The 17,349-nt window shown below is 54.1% G+C and carries 16 protein-coding genes; 5 read left to right on the top strand and 11 right to left on the bottom strand.

What is annotated here, in order from left to right:
* Positions 1–148: 148 nt before the first annotated feature.
* The 4 genes from AYI87_RS13975 to AYI87_RS13960 all read right to left on the bottom strand — a co-directional run bounded on the left by AYI87_RS13975 (position 149) and on the right by AYI87_RS13960 (position 5,747).
* Entirely contained in the window at positions 149–2,632 is a 2,484-nt protein-coding gene (locus AYI87_RS13975; protein WP_144203075.1) for a hypothetical protein, read from the bottom strand.
* 1,282 nt (positions 2,633–3,914) lie between these two features.
* Positions 3,915–4,355 (bottom strand): YcgN family cysteine cluster protein, encoded by a 441-nt coding sequence (locus AYI87_RS13970; RefSeq protein ID WP_144203072.1) that lies wholly within the window; start codon positions 4,353–4,355, stop codon positions 3,915–3,917.
* 114 nt (positions 4,356–4,469) lie between these two features.
* A complete protein-coding gene (locus AYI87_RS13965) occupies positions 4,470–5,396 on the bottom strand; it encodes a lytic transglycosylase domain-containing protein (RefSeq protein ID WP_186300631.1) in 927 nt (308 codons plus the stop codon).
* 69 nt (positions 5,397–5,465) lie between these two features.
* On the bottom strand, positions 5,466–5,747 hold the full coding sequence (locus AYI87_RS13960; RefSeq protein ID WP_011865981.1) for a YcgL domain-containing protein: 282 nt from the start codon (positions 5,745–5,747) through the stop codon (positions 5,466–5,468).
* 126 nt (positions 5,748–5,873) lie between these two features.
* Between AYI87_RS13960 and minC the strand changes: the two genes are divergently transcribed.
* Genes minC through minE form a run of 3 tightly spaced genes read left to right on the top strand, consistent with a single transcriptional unit; the run spans position 5,874 to position 7,636 of the window.
* Entirely contained in the window at positions 5,874–6,539 is a 666-nt protein-coding gene (minC, locus tag AYI87_RS13955) for a septum site-determining protein MinC (protein WP_144203067.1), read from the top strand.
* 24 nt (positions 6,540–6,563) lie between these two features.
* The gene (minD, locus tag AYI87_RS13950; RefSeq protein WP_144203065.1) at positions 6,564–7,373 is read left to right on the top strand and encodes a septum site-determining protein MinD; all 810 of its coding nucleotides are present in this window, start codon (positions 6,564–6,566) and stop codon (positions 7,371–7,373) included.
* Between the two features lie 2 nt (positions 7,374–7,375).
* On the top strand, positions 7,376–7,636 hold the full coding sequence (gene minE / locus AYI87_RS13945; protein WP_144203062.1) for a cell division topological specificity factor MinE: 261 nt from the start codon (positions 7,376–7,378) through the stop codon (positions 7,634–7,636).
* A 109-nt stretch (positions 7,637–7,745) separates the two neighbouring features.
* On the opposite strand, the gene rnd is transcribed toward minE, so the two are convergent.
* The 7 genes from rnd to tsaB form a co-directional block, all read right to left on the bottom strand.
* Positions 7,746–8,852: a ribonuclease D gene (gene rnd / locus AYI87_RS13940; protein ID WP_144203059.1), complete on the bottom strand. Its 1,107-nt coding sequence runs from the start codon at positions 8,850–8,852 to the stop codon at positions 7,746–7,748.
* 90 nt (positions 8,853–8,942) lie between these two features.
* Complete coding sequence (fadD, locus tag AYI87_RS13935; protein WP_144203057.1) at positions 8,943–10,616, bottom strand: long-chain-fatty-acid--CoA ligase FadD; 1,674 nt, start codon at positions 10,614–10,616, stop codon at positions 8,943–8,945.
* A gap of 198 nt (positions 10,617–10,814) precedes the next feature.
* Positions 10,815–11,750, bottom strand: coding sequence for an alpha/beta fold hydrolase (locus AYI87_RS13930; protein ID WP_144203054.1), 936 nt, complete (start codon positions 11,748–11,750; stop codon positions 10,815–10,817).
* Positions 11,751–11,752: 2 nt separating this feature from the next.
* Complete coding sequence (locus AYI87_RS13925; RefSeq protein WP_144203051.1) at positions 11,753–12,601, bottom strand: class I SAM-dependent methyltransferase; 849 nt, start codon at positions 12,599–12,601, stop codon at positions 11,753–11,755.
* Positions 12,602–12,683: 82 nt separating this feature from the next.
* Entirely contained in the window at positions 12,684–13,385 is a 702-nt protein-coding gene (locus tag AYI87_RS13920; RefSeq protein ID WP_144203048.1) for a M50 family metallopeptidase, read from the bottom strand.
* Positions 13,386–13,530: 145 nt separating this feature from the next.
* Positions 13,531–13,902 carry a hypothetical protein gene (locus AYI87_RS13915; RefSeq protein ID WP_144203046.1) on the bottom strand — a complete coding sequence of 124 codons (372 nt, stop codon included), beginning with the start codon at positions 13,900–13,902 and terminating at the stop codon, positions 13,531–13,533.
* A 65-nt stretch (positions 13,903–13,967) separates the two neighbouring features.
* Positions 13,968–14,681 carry a tRNA (adenosine(37)-N6)-threonylcarbamoyltransferase complex dimerization subunit type 1 TsaB gene (gene tsaB, locus AYI87_RS13910; protein ID WP_144203043.1) on the bottom strand — a complete coding sequence of 238 codons (714 nt, stop codon included), beginning with the start codon at positions 14,679–14,681 and terminating at the stop codon, positions 13,968–13,970.
* Between the two features lie 429 nt (positions 14,682–15,110).
* Here tsaB and AYI87_RS13905 point away from each other — a divergent pair, with 429 nt between their 5' ends.
* Both AYI87_RS13905 and AYI87_RS13900 read left to right on the top strand, forming a co-directional pair.
* A complete protein-coding gene (locus tag AYI87_RS13905) occupies positions 15,111–16,028 on the top strand; it encodes a DMT family transporter (RefSeq protein ID WP_144203040.1) in 918 nt (305 codons plus the stop codon).
* Between the two features lie 12 nt (positions 16,029–16,040).
* On the top strand, positions 16,041–17,342 hold the full coding sequence (locus AYI87_RS13900; protein ID WP_144203024.1) for an NAD(P)/FAD-dependent oxidoreductase: 1,302 nt from the start codon (positions 16,041–16,043) through the stop codon (positions 17,340–17,342).
* Positions 17,343–17,349: the final 7 nt, after the last annotated feature.

The following is a 17,349-nucleotide window of genomic DNA, read 5'->3' as shown; positions in this document are numbered from 1 at the left end:
ATAACTCGATTACCCCATAACGCCACATTCAGCGTAAGCAACTTTAGCACCCAGCCTACCCCAACGCACGATGAACACAAAACCCAACAGATTCATCTGCAAATCAACTCTCCAATAAAATTTGCTATGACCCCATTTATGTTAGCAATCACGCAGCTATTTCTTCACATGCAAAGAAAATCTCAACTCCATCATACTGGAAGGCTGGGCGTTGTTTGACCACGCTGACTACCACCGGCTTTAGAATGAAGTTGGCCATGGCACGTTGTTCAGACTTGGCAGCGTGGATGATTTCCAGCGTTTTGGGCTGAAGGATTTGGTCTAGGTTTCGGTTTAGGTTTTGCAGTTCGTCCTTGGTCAGCATGAAGCTTACGGCCAGGTATTCGAGCTGATGCTGTACCAGTTTGAGCATGCGCTTTCGGTCTTCTTCCACGAGTTTTCCAGCGATCTTGTTCGTGATGGCTGAGGAGATCACCCCACCGATAATGCCACCTGCGGCGCGGCCTAGCATGGCGGAGACCGGACCGAAGGGGCTGAATACGATGCCACCAGCAATCGAGCCGACGGTGCCACCGGCAATGCCAGACGACACCACTGCCAGATTCTTGACAAATTGGGCTTTGGATATGCGGCCACGGACCATTTTGACCATATCCGGACCAGTGGTGACGGCGATCAGCACGATGGAGGTGATCACGGTGCCGCGCAGGGCTTTGTTGAGGCTGTTCGTGGAGCTAACGCCAAAGCCTTTCTGCAGCAGGCTACGTTTACTGTGCGACAGTGCTGAAACGTCGATCTTGCTCAGCACATTCTGCACCACGGCGACCCGGTTGAGTTGCTGGGCACCAACGTATACACTCAGGCTCTTACCGAAGGTTTTGCCGCCCTGTATGGCGGCGACCTTGAGTGCTTGCTTCTTGTCACCAGTGGAGGCGTAGTAGACGCAGGCACTCAGGGCAAAGCTGATGCCACCAGCCACGGTACCGACAATCGCCCCTTCGGCGATGTCATACGCGACTGATTCAAGAGTGCCGAACTTGGTGATGTTTTTGGCCTGATCATAGGTCAGATGACCTTTGACCACCAGGTCTTTGGCCTGCTCGGTATCGCTGACGCCCGGCACCTTACCGTCCTTGATCTTGTTTTTCATGGTTTCTAAGGCCAGTTCGTACTGGTCCTTGGGCACCTCGATCTGCATGGGCTTGCCCTGGGCATCCAGGTATTTGTAGTTGCCACCCTGCCCGTCAAAACCTGCACCTACACTGCGCGCGGCAGTCCTGCAGTATTTGGTTTGCAGGCTGGCACCGTCAACCAGACGGTCTGCGCCGTTTTTGGCGTTGTCGCCGCCGACGAGTTCCACTTCTTTCATCATCAGCTTGTCAATCCTGTGGTTGGCGTTTTCGGCGGCAAAACCGTGACCCTGGCCGCCGGTGGCGAACAACTTATGGTTGGTATCCAACGCCACACCACCGGCCATCAGCACAAAGCCACTGGTGGCGGCGCAGTCGAGAAACTCCTTGTAGGGTTTGTCTTTGATTTCCAGGCACAGGTTCTCGGTTTCGCGGCAGGTGGTGGAGCAGAACCATTCGCCCTGCTCTGGCACGTGGCCCTCTTCGGCGTGCCCGCAGGAGGTACAAACTCGGATGTTGTCTAACTGTTTTAGCGGTACAAAGAAAGCGTTGGTGCCGATGCCGTAGATCACGCCCAGCCCTGCATTGAATTCGAGAAAGTCTCTGGCCTGCTCTTCATTCAGACAGTAGGTCTGGCCGATCAATTGTACCACTACATCCAAGTCCAGGCGGGCCGTTGCGTTGATCATATCTTCAATGCGCCGGCGGTTGTGCTCGTCCCAATTGGCATTGAAGACCCAAGAGTCAGCCAGTATCTCATATTCATGCAGCACACCTCGCTCGACTAGCAGGACGACGCAGCCCTGATATAGCGCCTCGGCATCGGCCTGATCCAGGTGATGCTCATCGGCCAGCGTTTCACAGTGTTCCCGGGCATTGAGTTGCTCGGTCTCGGACAGTTCGGCAAAAGCTTGGGAGCAGAAGGTCCAGCGCACATTGGTGTCCATCAGAGCGTACAGTTGCACCAGCAGGCCAACCACCCAGTAAGCGCCGCCCAGCCAGGTTTGCAGACCGTTCAGTGATTCGGTCTCGGCGGCGATACGGGGTGAGATGATGGCACATAGGGTTAGCAACAGAGCGGCATGGAACAGCGCCCAACTTTGCCTCTCTTTCTTTAGCAGCAGGGCCTGATTGGCATTGATTGCATTGAGCCCGCGAGTCTTGAACACGGCACCGATAACCGCCAGTCCAACCAGCAGCGTGATCAGGTTGCGGTAGTAACCAAAGCCCGTATTCTGCAGCCCGTAGTTGTGCCCTTCAAGGTAGATCCAGCCAACCAGCAGAGTGAACCCAGCTAGCATCAGGTAAGGCATGACCAGCTTTAACCGCAGGGCATTGGCGCATTTTTCCAATAGAATCGCCGACAAGGCAGCAGGTCCCAAGAACACAGCGGCTACCAAGCCCAGCACGCCACCAGCCACTACCACTATGAATTTTATAATTTTTTTCAACAAAACAATGCCGACAACCAACACAATCAACCCTAACAAAAGATGCAGCATCTTTCCTCCGAACCTTAAAAATAAAACCATTAACCATTCAATATGGAAATTTTGATCATCACCCTACGTGCACAAAAAGATCTAGTTCACGAGCTATCAGCCTCGTGTAACGAGCAGTTCATTAATTCGGAGAGAGGTGGTTTTCGCTACTCAATCCGTGAGTTTATAATCCGTGCCCTTCGGGCTAATTTGAGGCAACCCTGCGGCGGGAGGGTTGTATCTCTTCTTCACTTGAAGTCAATTGCTGGCCTCTTAAAAATTTAGCTTTAAGAGCCTAGGTTAGAGCTTTCAAGCTGTCATAAATGAATGAGGTGTTTATACCATTACATTTGGCGCTATCTAATACTTCGGCTTAACTTAAATATCACTTCTGTTTTGCTAAAAATCGTCTGCCGCAAGTTAAGAACGCTTATTAGCGACAATATCGGATACATAAATTATGACTACCTAACTCACCTCACAGCAACACCATAAGCAATTGAAACTTTGACTAATAATAAGGTGGCGTCACTAGAAGAAAGTAACTCATCCCAAAACAAAACGAGACCGAACTTATTTAAAAAAGACGAGACATTCACCGCTTCCGGTTGGAAATAAATGAGAGCAAAGTTAACTTTTAAAGGGGTATGATTGGCGCATGTTGGTTGGCTTTTTCATTCCCTGAATGGCGTAGTCGATGTTAGATTCGAGTTAGCCTAGCTCTGTCCTTGATTGGTGATACTTTAATCTAACTTGTTGCTGATATTCAACATCTCATTTCACATTTTTATACGTTTTTTCTTTAAGAATAATAGCTTGTATCTACTAGCAACAGATGAAGCCAAATCGAAGAAACGTTAGATACCGAGTGTAGATGCATCTGCGGACGTCGATGGCAGGGATGCCATCGTCGAGCCTCCAAGGATGACTCTCTTTAAAGCAAAGAGTCGGCGTGTAGCAGATGTATCTGCACATAAGCCTCCCGGAGGCAATTGATCCACCATGAAGAGATGATTCTAGGCGCCCTTCCAAATACAAAACGTCGCTAGACGCTCGGCCCAAACATCATCCGATACCAGCAAGGTTAAATCGAAGAGACAATTAACTTGGTGCAGGTGCGGCTGAGGCCTTCGACAGCAGGGATGCTGTCGTAGAGCGCCCAAGGAGGGGTTTACAGCGTGCCGCAGCAGCACCTGCACGAAGAGCCTGCCGCAGGCAATAAGTAACATTGATGGCTAACGCTACAGCAAAGTGATTGCAGTCAAAGAAGACTAAAACCACTTTTCACTAGTTGAGTGAAGAACTAGTCACAGTCTTTCAGCGGCCACAAAACGATATGGTCCTCAAGGTACCTGACCTTGTTCTCATTCACTATCTTGTTGCGGGTCGACATCCCCAGCTCATGCATCTTGGTCTTGTCGCCGGTTAACAGCGGATGCCAACTGGGAAGGTCCCGGCCCTGATACAGACGGCGGTAAGCGCAGCTGTCTGGCAGCCAGGTGAGTTCGGCGATGTTATCCACCGTCACCTTGGTGCAGCTAGGAACGAAGGTAAAACGCTGCTCATAGTGCATGCAATGACACGCCTTTGCATCGAGCAGCTTACAGGCGGCGTTGGTGTAGTAGAGCTCATCGGTTTCATCGTCGATGATCTTATTGAGGCAACACTTACCACAGCCATCGCACAGCGATTCCCATTCCTGGGCACTCAACTCTGCGAGGGTTTTCTCTTTCCAAAACGACATCTTTACAATTCTTTCAAGGGCCAACTCTTTTAAAGGCCATAAATTCGATGACCTGGAGTTGGCGGAGTGCTTAGGCGCCAAGCCAGCAAATACCGGCTCGGCGTCTCGAGTAGCCTATTTTATCTCAGGATACTTAATTCTTTCTGACAGGTAGGTCACAGCCAGGGTCAGATGATCCGATGCCTGGGTCTGTCTCAGTACCCGGTAGTTGTCATACACCAGATAGCTGCGACCGCCTTCGCCATCGGGCCTTATCAGCGACACCTGCATATCTTTGCGTGATGGCAGGTCGCTGCCATTGAAGCGCCTTACGCCGAGCGCCTGCCACTGATCAAAGCCTTTGTGTACCTCTAGCCCCACCAGATCCTTGGGCAGTTCGCTAGGGGATCTCACCTGGCGTCCCCAGGTGCCATCATAATCCCAGCCGAGCTGCTTGAGATAGTTTGCCGTGGTGGCGAAGGCATCGGCGAGGTTCTGCCAGATATCCACCTTACCGTCGCCATTACCATCTTTGCCATACTTGGCCAGCTGCTTGGGGGTAAAGTGGGGGTAGCCCATCAGGCCGGTGGCATCGCTCTTGAGGCTGTCGAAGCTGAGCTGGTCACGCTCCATCAGCTTAAGCGCCGCGAGAAACGCTTCATCCTGGCCATCACCGTGATAGGCGTTGGAGGCGATCACCGTCAGCGCCGGATAGTCGCTGGCATCGAAGGCCGAGGCTATGCCCCAGTAGGCCAGTACAAACCTTGGCTGAACGCCATATTCCTTACCGAGACGGTCGAAAAGCGCCTTGTTGTCTCGATACAGGCCTCTCGCCTGCTCTACCAGGGCTTCGCTGACCCGCTCTGGGAGATAGGTATCCAGATTTTGTGGGCCATTGGCGGCGGGTTCGTTAACCACAGCTTTCTTGAACAGCTTTATCTGATCGAAAACCGCGTCTATGGTGCCTTGGGCGATCCCCTGCTCGACTGCTTGCTGCTTTAACTCAGAGAGATATTGATCGTAACTGAGCGCTGACTCTTGGGCTTGCAAGGGGCTGGTCAAAACCAAGCCATTTGCAAGTAGAGCACTTAGCAAAACATTCTTCAAAAACATGCACTTTCCTATCGGTAACTAGTCTCTGCTATAACCTATCTCTTTCTTGTACTCTTCGAGTAGGTTAACCGGCGGTGGTGGTAATTGAAGATAATACCCCTTCTCGGCTAGTTCAACTTTTACTTTTTCGATATCGGCAAGGGCTAACTGTTCACGTTTGTTTAGCGGCAGCAACATCACCAGTTCTGGCGTGCCAAACATCTTCATCAGAGGCTCGGGTACACGCTCGAAATCGTTGCGTTTCTCCACAAAAAGATAGCTATCGGGTTTTAAGCGACTCTTATATACAGCACAGATCATATAGGGTGAAATTTCCAGTTTATTCAACTTGCCAGCAAATTGCGCACACTATAACATGGAGCGCAAGGATTATAATAATATCTAGCCGGCGCGAGCCGGTTAATTTTATCAAGAGCAAGTTTAGGAATGCAGAAACCTAGCCTCGAATTAAAAGGCTCTTCATTTACGCTTTCAGTGCTGCATATTAATGATGCAGATCTCGACGGAATCGCCCGCGAACTCGACGATAAACTGGCCATCGCGCCGCAGTTTTTTCTTGGTGCGCCCCTGGTGGTTAACCTCAGCGCCATCTCAGACCCCGATTACAACCTCGCCGGCCTCAAAGATCTCTTGATCTCCAGGCAGTTGGTGATTGTGGGGATCACAGGCGCGCCGAGTGCTATCGCCAATCAAGCCAAGGCTTTGGGGCTTGCACTGATCAAGTCTGGCAAACAGAGTCAGACCCAGCCGCAGCTGCCGAAAACCACCAAGATAGTGAAGCAGAACATTCGCTCGGGTCAGCAGATTTACGCGCAAAATGGCGATCTCATCATCATAGGCGCCGTGGGTAATGGCGCAGAAGTGATTGCAGATGGCAGCATACACATATACGGTAGTCTTAGAGGCAAGGCCATGGCGGGTGCCAATGGCGACAAGAATGCCGTGATCATCGCCCAGAATATCGATGCCGAGCTGGTCTCCATCGCCGGGCAATATTGGTTAACCGAGAATCTACAGGCACATGCCTCGATCAAGAGCGGTTGCATCAGGCTTGACGGCGACAGCCTTACCGTCGAAGCACTATCGCTATAGAAATTGAAAAGGACAGAAACAAACATGGCACAAATTATTGTTGTCACCTCAGGTAAGGGTGGAGTGGGCAAGACCACTTCGAGTGCGGCCATTGCCACCGGCCTGGCATTGAAAGGACATAAAACCGTCGTGGTCGATTTCGATATCGGCCTGCGTAACCTGGACCTCATCATGGGGTGTGAGCGCCGCGTGGTGTACGACTTCGTCAATGTGATCAACGGCGAAGCCAACCTGAATCAGGCGCTGATCAAAGACAAGCGCACCAGCAAGCTGTTCGTGCTGCCCGCCTCTCAGACCCGTGATAAAGACGCCCTGACCAAAGAAGGCGTGGGCCGCGTACTGGACGAGCTTAAGCAAGAGTTCGAATACATCATCTGCGACTCACCTGCGGGTATCGAAACCGGCGCCATGATGGCCCTCTATTTTGCCGACACGGCGATCGTCACCACCAACCCAGAGGTTAGCTCGGTGCGCGACTCGGACCGTATCCTGGGCATGTTGCAGAGCAAGTCTAAGCGCGCCGAAGAGGGTCTTGAGCCGGTCAAGGAGCTGCTGCTACTGACACGTTACTCCCCTACTCGCGTCGCCACCGGCGAGATGCTGAGCGTGGCCGACGTAGAGGAGATCTTGGCCATTCCGCTGCTTGGGGTGATCCCCGAGTCACAAGCCGTGCTCAAGGCCTCTAACTCGGGCGTACCTGTGATCATCGACCAAGAGAGCGATGCCGGTAAGGCATACAGCGACGCCGTGGCACGACTAACGGGTGAAGACGTAGAGATGCGTTTCGTCACCGAAGAGAAAAAAGGATTCTTGAAAAGGATATTTGGTAGCTAATTATGTCTTTACTCGATTACTTCAGAGCGAAAAAAGAGCCTACGACCGCAACCACCGCCAAGGAGAGATTGCAGATCATCGTCGCCCATCAGCGCGGCGAGCGTGACGCGCCAGACTACTTCCCGGCGATGAAGCAGGAGATCATCGAGGTGATCCGCAAGTATGTGCAGATAGACAGCGATCAGGTGTCGGTGCAGCTGGATCAGAACGACGACAACCTGTCGGTACTGGAACTGAACGTGACCCTGCCGGAAAAGTCTTAGGCGACGAGCAGGTCTTGCTCAATAGCCAGAATATGCATACAGAAAAGCCCTCTTTTGAGGGCTTTTTCATGGGCGCCGTTTGGCGTTTAGCAAGTTGGATAATCCTGCCTTAGCAGCTGATCTCGGCCAAGGCTTCCTGACTCAGCTCACCGCGCCAGCCCTGTAACACCAGGGGCATCTCGCCCTGACCGTCATTCCAGCGCCACTGCAGGTACTCATGGATATGACGCTTAGAGCCCAGCAGCTCCATAGGCACCTCATGGGTTTCAGCCACCTGGGTCAAGGCCTGTTTTATCGCCTTGAAGGCCGACTTGTAGCCAGGTTTTAGTGCAATAACATCGATAGCCTCGGGCAGGTTTTCCAGATCCGCCTTGGCCATCTCGGCGATGATCGCCTTGGCATGCATGCGTTTCTCCTGCTCGGTCAGCTCTGTCATCCTAAAGATCTCGCCGGTAGATTTGGGCTGCTTCTTGGCCAGCGCCAGCAGGGCGTGATCTTTAATCACGAAGCCCAGGGCCAAGTCTCTGTCCAGCGCCTTTTGCAGGCGCCACTTGGCGAGCACCTTCAGATAGGCCAGTTGTTTAGGGCTTAGCTGGAAGGCGTTCTTCACCTTGAGATAGGCGGTGTCACCATCCGGGCTCTCAAGACGCCCCTGGGTCATACGCTCACCCTCTTCCAGCAGCCAAGGCATTCTGCCACTCTCTTGAAGCTTTTCAAGCAGCTGAGGGTAGAGCCGATAGAGATAATCCACATCGTTGGCGGCATACTGCAACTGAGCATCGCTGAGCGGACGTTTCATCCAGTCGGTGCGCGACTCGCCCTTATCCAGCTGCACGCCCAGGCAGTGCTCCACCAGCTTGGCGTAGCCCATGCCATGTCCCCAACCACAGAAGGCGGCGGCGATCTGGCTGTCGAACAGCACCTTAGGCTGGCAGCGACCGTAACGGGCCAAGACTTCGAGATCTTCGCTGCAAGAGTGCAGCACGCTTACCATATCGTCGCGCTCCAGCAGGGCCCAAAATGCAGAGAGGTCGCTTACCGCCACAGGATCGATCAGCGCCAGGGTCTCGCCGTCATAAACCTGGATCAGTCCCAGCTTGGCGTAATAGGTGCGGGTGCGAACGAATTCGGTATCCAACATCAGGACCTTAGCCTGACGATACTTGTCCACCAACTCTGTTAGGCTGGCGTCATCCTCTACATATTGAAAGGTCAAATCTCATCTCCAAATGCTATGGCTCGGTGAACACAAAAGCCGGCATAATGCCGGCTTTGAGTCACCTACAACGGGTGGTTTCCTATATAACTAGGCCGATTTGGCTTCGTCACGCAACTCGCGGCGTAAGATCTTGCCCACGTTGCTCTTAGGTAGCTCATCCCTGAATTCTACCAGCTTAGGAATTTTATATCCCGTCAAATGATGACGACAGTGCTTGATCACCTGCTCTTCGGTCAAAGATTTGTCTTTTGGTACTACAAATACCTTCACCAGCTCGCCGCTCACCTCATGGGGAACGCCGACGGCGGCCACTTCCAGCACCTTAGGATGCAGGGCAACCACCTCTTCCACCTCGTTAGGGAAGACGTTAAAGCCAGAGACCAAGATCATATCCTTCTTGCGATCCACGATAAAGAAGAAGCCTTGCTCATCCATGTAACCGATATCGCCGGTGGCCAGATAGCCATCCTTATCGATCACCTTGGCCGTCTCTTCCGGGCGCTGCCAGTAGCCTTTCATCACCTGAGGACCCTTGGCAAACAGCTCGCCGGTCTCGCCCTGAGGAAGCACATTGCCCTCTTCGTCACGCACCTGTATGTCGGTATTGGCGACCGGGAAGCCGATAGAGCCGTTGTAGCCCTCCAGGTTATAGGGGCAGCAGGTCAGCAGCGGCGAGGCCTCGGTCAGACCGTAACCTTCCAGCAGGCGCGTCTTGGTGATCCCCTGCCACTTATCGGCCACGGCGCGCTGCACCGCCATACCGCCACCGATAGAAAGCTTAAGATTGGAGAAATCCAAGGTCTTAAACTCTTCTGAGCTGACCAGGGCGTTAAACAAGGTGTTCACCCCGGTAAGCGCCGTGAATGGATGCTTCTTCAACTCAGACACGAAGGCCGGGATATCCCTTGGGTTAGTGATCAGCAGGTTGTTCGCGCCTTTATGCAGGAACAAGAGGCAGTTCACCGTCAGGGCGAAGATGTGATACAGCGGCAGTGCGGTAACCACAAACTCCTTACCATCGGCGAGCAGCGGCGAATAGGCCGCGTCGGCCTGCAGCAGGTTGCTGACGATATTGCCATGGGTCAGCATGGCGCCCTTAGACACACCAGTGGTGCCGCCGGTGTATTGCAAGAAGGCGATATCGTCCCCCTTGATGGTCGGCTTCACATACTGCAGGCGGCGCCCCTTAGAGAGGGACTGACGCATAGAGATGGCATGTGGCAGATGATACTTAGGCACCATCTTCTTGATGTACTTGACCACAAAGTTCACCAGGGTGCGCTTAGGCGCGCTCAAGAGATCGCCAAGACCGGTTAGGATCACGCTCTTCACCGGCGTCTGATCCACAACCTGCTCTAAGGTATTGGCAAAGTTAGATACCACGACGATCGCCTTGGCACCCGAGTCGTTGAGCTGATGCTTCAATTCTCTTGGGGTATACAGAGGGTTCACGTTGACCACCACCATGCCGGCACGCAATATGCCGAACAGGGCGATGGGATACTGCAGCAGGTTAGGCATCATGATCGCCACGCGATCGCCCTTCTGCAGCTTGAGTTCGTTTTGCAGATAAGCCGCAAAGGCACGGCTGCGCTCTTCGAGTTTTCGATAGGTCAGCGTCGCGCCCATGTTCACAAAGGCAGGCTGATCGGCATACTTGGCTACCGAGCTTTCAAACAGGTCGATCAGCGAGCTGTATTGCTTTGCATCGATAATAGCGGGCACATCATGGGGTAAATTTTTCGTCCAAAGCTGTTCCACGAGTCTCTCCTAAATCCCCAGGCAGAGTTAGGTGAATGAGGCCATTCACTTAAGGTTTCAAAAACAGAAACTAAACACTGACTTATAAATATTGTAGGTAACACCCTAAAAATCATACGGGCGTTTTAATTTTGAACATCATCACACAATTAGAGTAAAAATCCTAGTGTAATTTTACCATCCCTCCCCGAGGGGCTGTCACGCTAAAAATGCCTTAATTGCCGCAGCCACCTCCAGACTATTACCCATATGGAGATGATGGTCACCTTCGAGGGTCACCTGAGTGAGATCTTGATACCAACTGGCGGCGGTTTCACATAGATCTTCGCCAGCCGTATCATGGGCTTCAGACACCTTTTCTGTCTGGTGATAGCCCATCAGGGGATAACCTTCTTTGCCTCTAATGACCAGCACCTTGCCAGCGTGGCCCTGCATCAGGCCGCTGACATGGTCAAAATCGAGCCTCATGGGGGAATCTAGTTTGAGTCTGGGGTCGCTGCGCCAATAATAGTGACCGTCTGTTAGCTGCAAATTGCGCTCGAGAATTAGCTTACACCAGGGCATATCCAGCCCGGTCAGTTTGTGCCTCGCCCTGACGGCAGCATCCAGCACCACAGGCTTAGGTGCGAGCTGACTCATGGCCGCCCGCTGATGGGCATCGAAGCTGCGCCTGAGTCTTAGCTTGCTCTTAGCGGGCGCCTCAAACAGCGGTGCGAGCGCCTCGATAACGATCCAATGCTTGGCCTTCTCGGCAAAGGCGGCGCTGTAGGCCGAGGCCACTATGCCGCCCAGCGAGTGACCTATCACGCCATGCAGGGGCTGATGACGCACTATGGCATCGATAAGCAGCTCGAGATCATAGAGGTAGTCTATCCAGTGCAGCGGATAGCCACCGGGCCTGTGCTGCGACGCGCCGTGGCCCGGCCAATCGATTGCCAGCAGGCGGTACTCGCTTAAATGCTCCGCCAAGGGCGCAAAGCTGTTGGCGTTATCCAGCCAACCGTGCAGCGCCAATAGCAGAGGTTTATCCGCCTCCCCCCACAGCCGACCAGAGAGACGAATATGGGGCAGTGATAGCATCACTTCATTGCCATCACTTGAGGGCTGACACAGAGGGGCTAGCGGATCGCTCATGATTAAGACTTCTTCACAAATTTAAGCGTCATGCGGTCGCTCTCGCCGATGGCAAGATACTTGGCTTTATCCTGATCGCCAAGACGCAGGCTCGGCGGCAGAGTCCAGACGCCCTTAGGATGATCTTTGCTGTCTTTAGGGTTGGCATTGACCTCACTGGTGGCCACCAGGGTAAAGCCGACTTTCTCGGCAAGCGCGATCATCTCATCCTGCACCATGTAACCTGTGCTCAGATCCATGCCAGGGTTTGCCCTGTGCTCCACCACGCCAAAGGTACCACCAGGCTTTAATACCTTGTAGGCCGAGTCGAACACCTGCTCCAATACCCCGGACTTGGCCCAGTTGTGCAGATTTCTGAAGGTCAGCACCACATCTGCGCTGTTAGGCGCGCCAAGCTCTATAAGCCTTGGAGGGTCGAAACTGATACTCGATGCCTGGCCTAAGGTATCGCCATGATCCTTGAGCCACTTGTCCAGCGCCTTGCCCAGGCGGATACGATAGCCGGGTACCTCTAGGCCTTCAGGCGGGTTGGCATCGAAATTCGCGGCGATATAGCGACCCTCTTTCGCCAAGTAAGGGGCGAGGATCTCGGCGTACCAACCACCGCCCGGCCAGAGTTCCACCAGAGTATCGCTTGGCTTAACGCCGAAGAAGCTCAGGGTCTCACCCGGGTGACGATACTGATCACGCTCCATGTTTGCCGCTTGTCTCAGTGGATTGGTGAGCGCATCTGTGACCTGCTGATTGACTAGGTGTGTCTCGTTAGCCTGGGCATAGTTTGGGCTGACTAGGCTAGGTGCCGCCACGCCTATGGCTAATGCCAGTGAGGCCGCTAAGGTTAAACTCTTCATATTCTCTCCCTAGATATTAGATAAGGCTAAAACACCTAAGCTATCAGGCTAATAACGAAAATTAAACTAGATATACAGTCGGTTACACTTTTTGCGCGCTCAGCTGATTGGCACTATCGACCCGGCGCCAACAGAGCCAGAGCATGGTTAAACTGGTGAGCAGCCAGATACCGACCCAGATCCAGGCCGGGATCCAGGTCTGCTCCGCCAGCATGGCCGCATCGCCGCGCCCCGGCATGCCCAGCAGCACTGTGGGGCTGGCGAGCGCGTTCAACATCACCATCAGCGCCATCACCCTGAGGGCAAAGGTCAGCAGTGGGCTATGACTGAGTTTTAACGGCAGCAGAAACAGCAAGGCGAGCATCAGCAAGATAGCGACGGTGAGCAGGTCCCGCCCCCAGAGCACGATACTCAGCAACACCACCAGCCCGAGACAGCTAAAGCTGACGCGGATCCCCCTGGCCCAGGTGGCCAGATGAAAGATGAGTAGCCCCCAGAGCGCGGCGCCGAAATAGCCGGCAAAGCCAATCAACACGGGCCAGCCTCCCTGGCTCACGCACAGACCGGCGCCATTGGGATAGAGCTCGATATGACTCACTATCCCGCCGCTAATCAGGGTCGCCAGGGCGTGAGACGCCTCGTGAAAATAACTCTCCAGCCACTTAAAGGGCACGCTTAGATAGGGAATGCGGGTGACGACTAAAGCCAGCAGCAGCTCAACCATGAAGAGGCTGCGAGATGGCATACCGGCGCGAGAAGAGGGAGAATCGATAGAAAAAGCCATACTGAAGAACCCGTCCTATAGGTTGTTGATGCCTTAATGGCCGGCACTTTAGGCACGCTGGCGCTACGCCGAAACATCTACCTTTATTGAAGACTAAACATATCCCTGTATACGAGACTAAACATGAACCTAGCTAAACATGAACCTAGACATAGGTGTCTATGCCCACCATCTGGGAGATGGCATCGCGCTGGGCGGCGTGTTGGTGCAGCAGATATTGGCCTATGGCGCCGCGACTGCCACCGGTCTGTTGATCGTATTCAAGCTTGGCGCTGAGCCGCTCTTCGAGGGACTCTTGCTTGCGCTCGACCAACTTAGTGGCGTCGCCAGTTGCATCGCTAGCCACATTTGTATTGGCATTAGCGAGATCGACATTATCCCTTGCGGGCACGGCCGGCCCCACTGGCGACACATCGATAACATTGGTCCGCAGATCCTGCTGTGGGGCGATAGCATCGCTAATGGCAGAGGCACCCGAAGAGAGCCCAGGCATCAGGTTAGATGACGAAACTTGCATCAAAGTAATTCCCCCTACTCTCCTGACAGTCTGGTTACACGATACTGCTTCAAGCCTACACTAAATTACTCGCGACCGGGCAGTTTTTTCCAGGTCACGGTATCACGCAGATACACAGGTTTTAACTGATCCACATCGGTCGCCAGCCCCGCCTTCACCGCGGCTTCTGCCAGCGGCAACATAAAGCGCGCGAGTGGGAATTTGGCTTCCTCGACCAGGCTCATCTGCTCGGTCAATAGCGCCGGGTAGGCATCGAAGCCTGTGCCACAGGCGGCAAGGGGCGTATCAAAAGCCAGCTGGCTCGACAACTCCTCTGGCGCACAGACCCGCTCTTCCCCAACCAGGCTCGCCAAGCCATCGACGGCGAGGTACTCGCCGTAGTAGATCTCGCCCATGCGCGCATCGATGGCGGTTGCTATCTGAGTCGCCCCCTTGATCTCGATAGCCGCCTGAGCCATGGCCGCCAAGGTTGAGATCCCCACCACGGGAAGATCTTGGCCTAAGGCCAGCCCCTGGGTCATTGAGGTGCAGATGCGGATCCCGGTGAAGCTGCCTGGCCCACGGCCATAGGCGATCACATCTACCTGACTCAGCGCGATCCCCGCCTCTTGCAGCACCTCCTGCACCATGGGCAGCAAGCGTTGGCTGTGTTCCCGCGGCGCATCGGCCTCACGGGCAAACACCTGTCCCTGATATTGCAGGGCGACCGAACAAAACTCAGTGCAGGTGTCCAGGGCGAGTAAACTTAACGGGGCTGAGAAATCTTTATTTTTCGGCATGCAAAAACGAACCAAATCTGTCGCGATATCATGGCATTGCGCTGCTAATCGAACTGCGCTAACCCCTTATCGCCAAAACCATAGGATGAATGGCGCCGATTATAACGTAAAACCCGCTTAGGTATAGCCTTAATTGCCCGTGCCATAGCGGTAAACCTAGGGATCTTAGCGGCTAGGCGTTACCGATCCGCTGGCTCTATAGCCCCTTGAGTTGATATCGACGCCAAGGCGAAAAATCCGTTTTCTCTTTAAGATAAACCCGATAGGATAGGCTCACGCTTATCGGCTTCTTAGCTTAAATCAGCGCTAAAGTCGGCGGTTTAGCCAGCACGCAAGCTAATGACCTAATACAAAATCAGATACAGAAAGCTAGCATAGACACTCAACCCAAGGATCTAGAGTCGTACTCAGATGTAGGCTAATGACGTAATGAGTCAATCAAGAGCACAGCCCCAACCGCTATCACAATTGCCATCCCATTCCTCCTCCCAGGCCGTGATGATGGCACTAGGCTCGGCTATTTTAATGGGCACAATCGGCGCACTGGCGCGCACCGCCAACCTCGATGCCAGTATCATCACCTTTTACCGCCTGCTGATCGGCGCCGCCTGCCTCATCGCCTACATGCTTGCCACAGGCAAGGCCCGGCAGATCCTGCATCGTCCGGGGAAACGCCATCTGTTTAATGGCGCTATGCTCGCCGGTTTCATGGTGTTTTACGTGCAATCCATAGGTTACATCAACATGGCCAATGCGGTGATGCTGATCTATCTCGCCCCCCTGGTCAGCGCCATTGGCGCTCACTTCCTCTTCCATGAGCGGCTGACGCGCCAGGACCTGCTGGCCATAGGCATCGCCCTTATTGGCGTCGTAGCCATCTTGCCGAGCCTTGAGAGCCTCACGGGCAGCACGGCCGAACTCAAGGGCTATGGCTTTGCCCTGCTGGCCCTGCTGAGCTACAGCGGTTTCATGTTAATCAATCGCAGGCCCGCCAGTGCCAGCCCCTACCAGAGCACGCTTATCCAACTGAGTTTCGGCGCCCTCTGCTTGCTGCCCTTCGCCCTACATCAAGCCGTGCTCCCCAGCTTAACCCAATGGTTCTGGCTGGCGCTGATCGGCGTATTTCCCGGCTTTCTGGCGATCTTATTCGCGGTCAAGGCGCTACGGGTGTTGCCCGCGGCCACCTTCGGCACCTTGGCCTATATCGAACCTGTGACCGTGGTGATCCTCGGCTGGAGCCTGTTTGCCGAGCACCTCACCCCGATACAATTAATGGGCTGTGGCCTTATCATCTGCGCCGGACTGATACAGACGCGCAAGCGGCGCCGAGCGCCGCGCCCCCAATAGAAGGAGTTGTCGATGAGTGCAAAGATCCCAAGAATCGTGATTGTGGGCGGCGGTGCCGGCGGACTCGGCCTGGCCACCCAACTGGGACACAAGTTAGGCAAGAAGCAGAGGGCCGAGATCCTGCTGATAGACAAAAATCGCACGCATATCTGGAAACCCTTGCTCCATGAGGTGGCCACAGGCTCACTCGATGCCGACCTCGACGGCGTAGTCTACTCCGCCCACGCGGTTAAACATGGCTACCAGTTTCAATTGGGGGAACTCACCGGGCTGGACCTTAAGGGCAAACGTTTACAGCTCTGCGCCATCTGCAACGATAAAGGCGAGGCACTACTGCCCGCCAGAGAACTTGAGTACGACACCTTAGTGCTGGCCGTTGGCAGCGTCAGCAACGACTTTGGCACCCCAGGCGTGAAGGAGCACTGCTTCTTTCTCGACTCCCACCACCAGGCGAACCGTTTTCACAACGCCCTGCTCGACAGCTTCACCCGCATGCATCAATCGGAGGAACAGCAAAAGCTCAATATTGCCATCGTCGGCGGTGGTGCGACTGGGGTGGAGCTGTCCGCCGAACTCTACCATGTGACCGATCTGCTCAAGAGTTATGGCCTGAGCAAGATGACCGCCGACAGGCTGAGTATCACACTGATCGAGGCGGGCCCGCGCATCTTACCCGCCCTGCCCGAGCGAATCGCCGCCTCGGCCACCCGCGAGCTGATTAAGCTGGGCGTGTCGGTGCGACAAAACACCCGTATCGAAGAGGCGACCTCTAAGGGCTTTGTCACTGCTGACGGCGAGTTGATCGCCGCCAACTTGATGCTGTGGGCGGCCGGGGTCAAGGCGCCTGATTTTATCAAGCAGATAGAGGGACTTAACCTCAACCGCGCCAATCAGATATTGGTGCGTCCTACCCTGCAGGCCCAAGGCCATGACGATCTCTATGTGATCGGCGATTGCTGCGCCTGTGAGCAGGCCGATGGCAGCTTCGTGCCGCCCAGGGCCCAGTCGGCGCACCAGATGGCCCAGTGTGTCGAGCACAATATTCTCAATGAGCTCAGAGGCCTGGGTCTCACCGAGTATGAGTATGTGGATCACGGCTCCCTGGTCAATCTGTCACGCTTTAGTACCGTGGGCAGCCTGATGGGCAACCTCACCAAAGACAGCATGTTTGTCGAGGGAAAGATCGCCCGCTTCATGTATATCTCCCTCTACCGCATGCACCAAAAAGCAATTCACGGCCTGGCCAAGACCATCGCCCTCTGGTTGGTGGAGAAGATGATGCGAGTGGTGCGCCCACGGATGAAGCTGCACTAAGCAGGCT

This window comes from Shewanella sp. KCT (assembly GCF_007636505.1).
GTDB classification, from domain to species: Bacteria; Pseudomonadota; Gammaproteobacteria; order Enterobacterales; family Shewanellaceae; genus Shewanella; species Shewanella halotolerans.
The sequence above is the reverse complement of the archived record's forward strand: the minus strand, read 5'-3'. Positions and strand labels throughout refer to the sequence as shown.

Bases quoted from the DNA above. Each gene is read 5' to 3' on its own strand.
- AYI87_RS13970 (WP_144203072.1), bottom strand. From the start codon at position 4,355: ATGTCGTTTTGGAAAGAGAAAACCCTCGCAGAGTTGAGTGCCCAGGAA.
- tsaB (WP_144203043.1), bottom strand. From the start codon at position 14,681: ATGCCGAAAAATAAAGATTTCTCAGCCCCGTTAAGTTTACTCGCCCTG.
- AYI87_RS13925 (WP_144203051.1), bottom strand. From the start codon at position 12,601: ATGAAGAGTTTAACCTTAGCGGCCTCACTGGCATTAGCCATAGGCGTG.
- AYI87_RS13920 (WP_144203048.1), bottom strand. From the start codon at position 13,385: ATGGCTTTTTCTATCGATTCTCCCTCTTCTCGCGCCGGTATGCCATCT.
- minC (WP_144203067.1), top strand. From the start codon at position 5,874: ATGCAGAAACCTAGCCTCGAATTAAAAGGCTCTTCATTTACGCTTTCA.
- AYI87_RS13915 (WP_144203046.1), bottom strand. From the start codon at position 13,902: ATGCAAGTTTCGTCATCTAACCTGATGCCTGGGCTCTCTTCGGGTGCC.
- AYI87_RS13975 (WP_144203075.1), bottom strand. From the start codon at position 2,632: ATGCTGCATCTTTTGTTAGGGTTGATTGTGTTGGTTGTCGGCATTGTT.
- AYI87_RS13930 (WP_144203054.1), bottom strand. From the start codon at position 11,750: ATGAGCGATCCGCTAGCCCCTCTGTGTCAGCCCTCAAGTGATGGCAAT.
- AYI87_RS13905 (WP_144203040.1), top strand. From the start codon at position 15,111: ATGAGTCAATCAAGAGCACAGCCCCAACCGCTATCACAATTGCCATCC.
- AYI87_RS13960 (WP_011865981.1), bottom strand. From the start codon at position 5,747: ATGATCTGTGCTGTATATAAGAGTCGCTTAAAACCCGATAGCTATCTT.
- minD (WP_144203065.1), top strand. From the start codon at position 6,564: ATGGCACAAATTATTGTTGTCACCTCAGGTAAGGGTGGAGTGGGCAAG.
- AYI87_RS13900 (WP_144203024.1), top strand. From the start codon at position 16,041: ATGAGTGCAAAGATCCCAAGAATCGTGATTGTGGGCGGCGGTGCCGGC.
- minE (WP_144203062.1), top strand. From the start codon at position 7,376: ATGTCTTTACTCGATTACTTCAGAGCGAAAAAAGAGCCTACGACCGCA.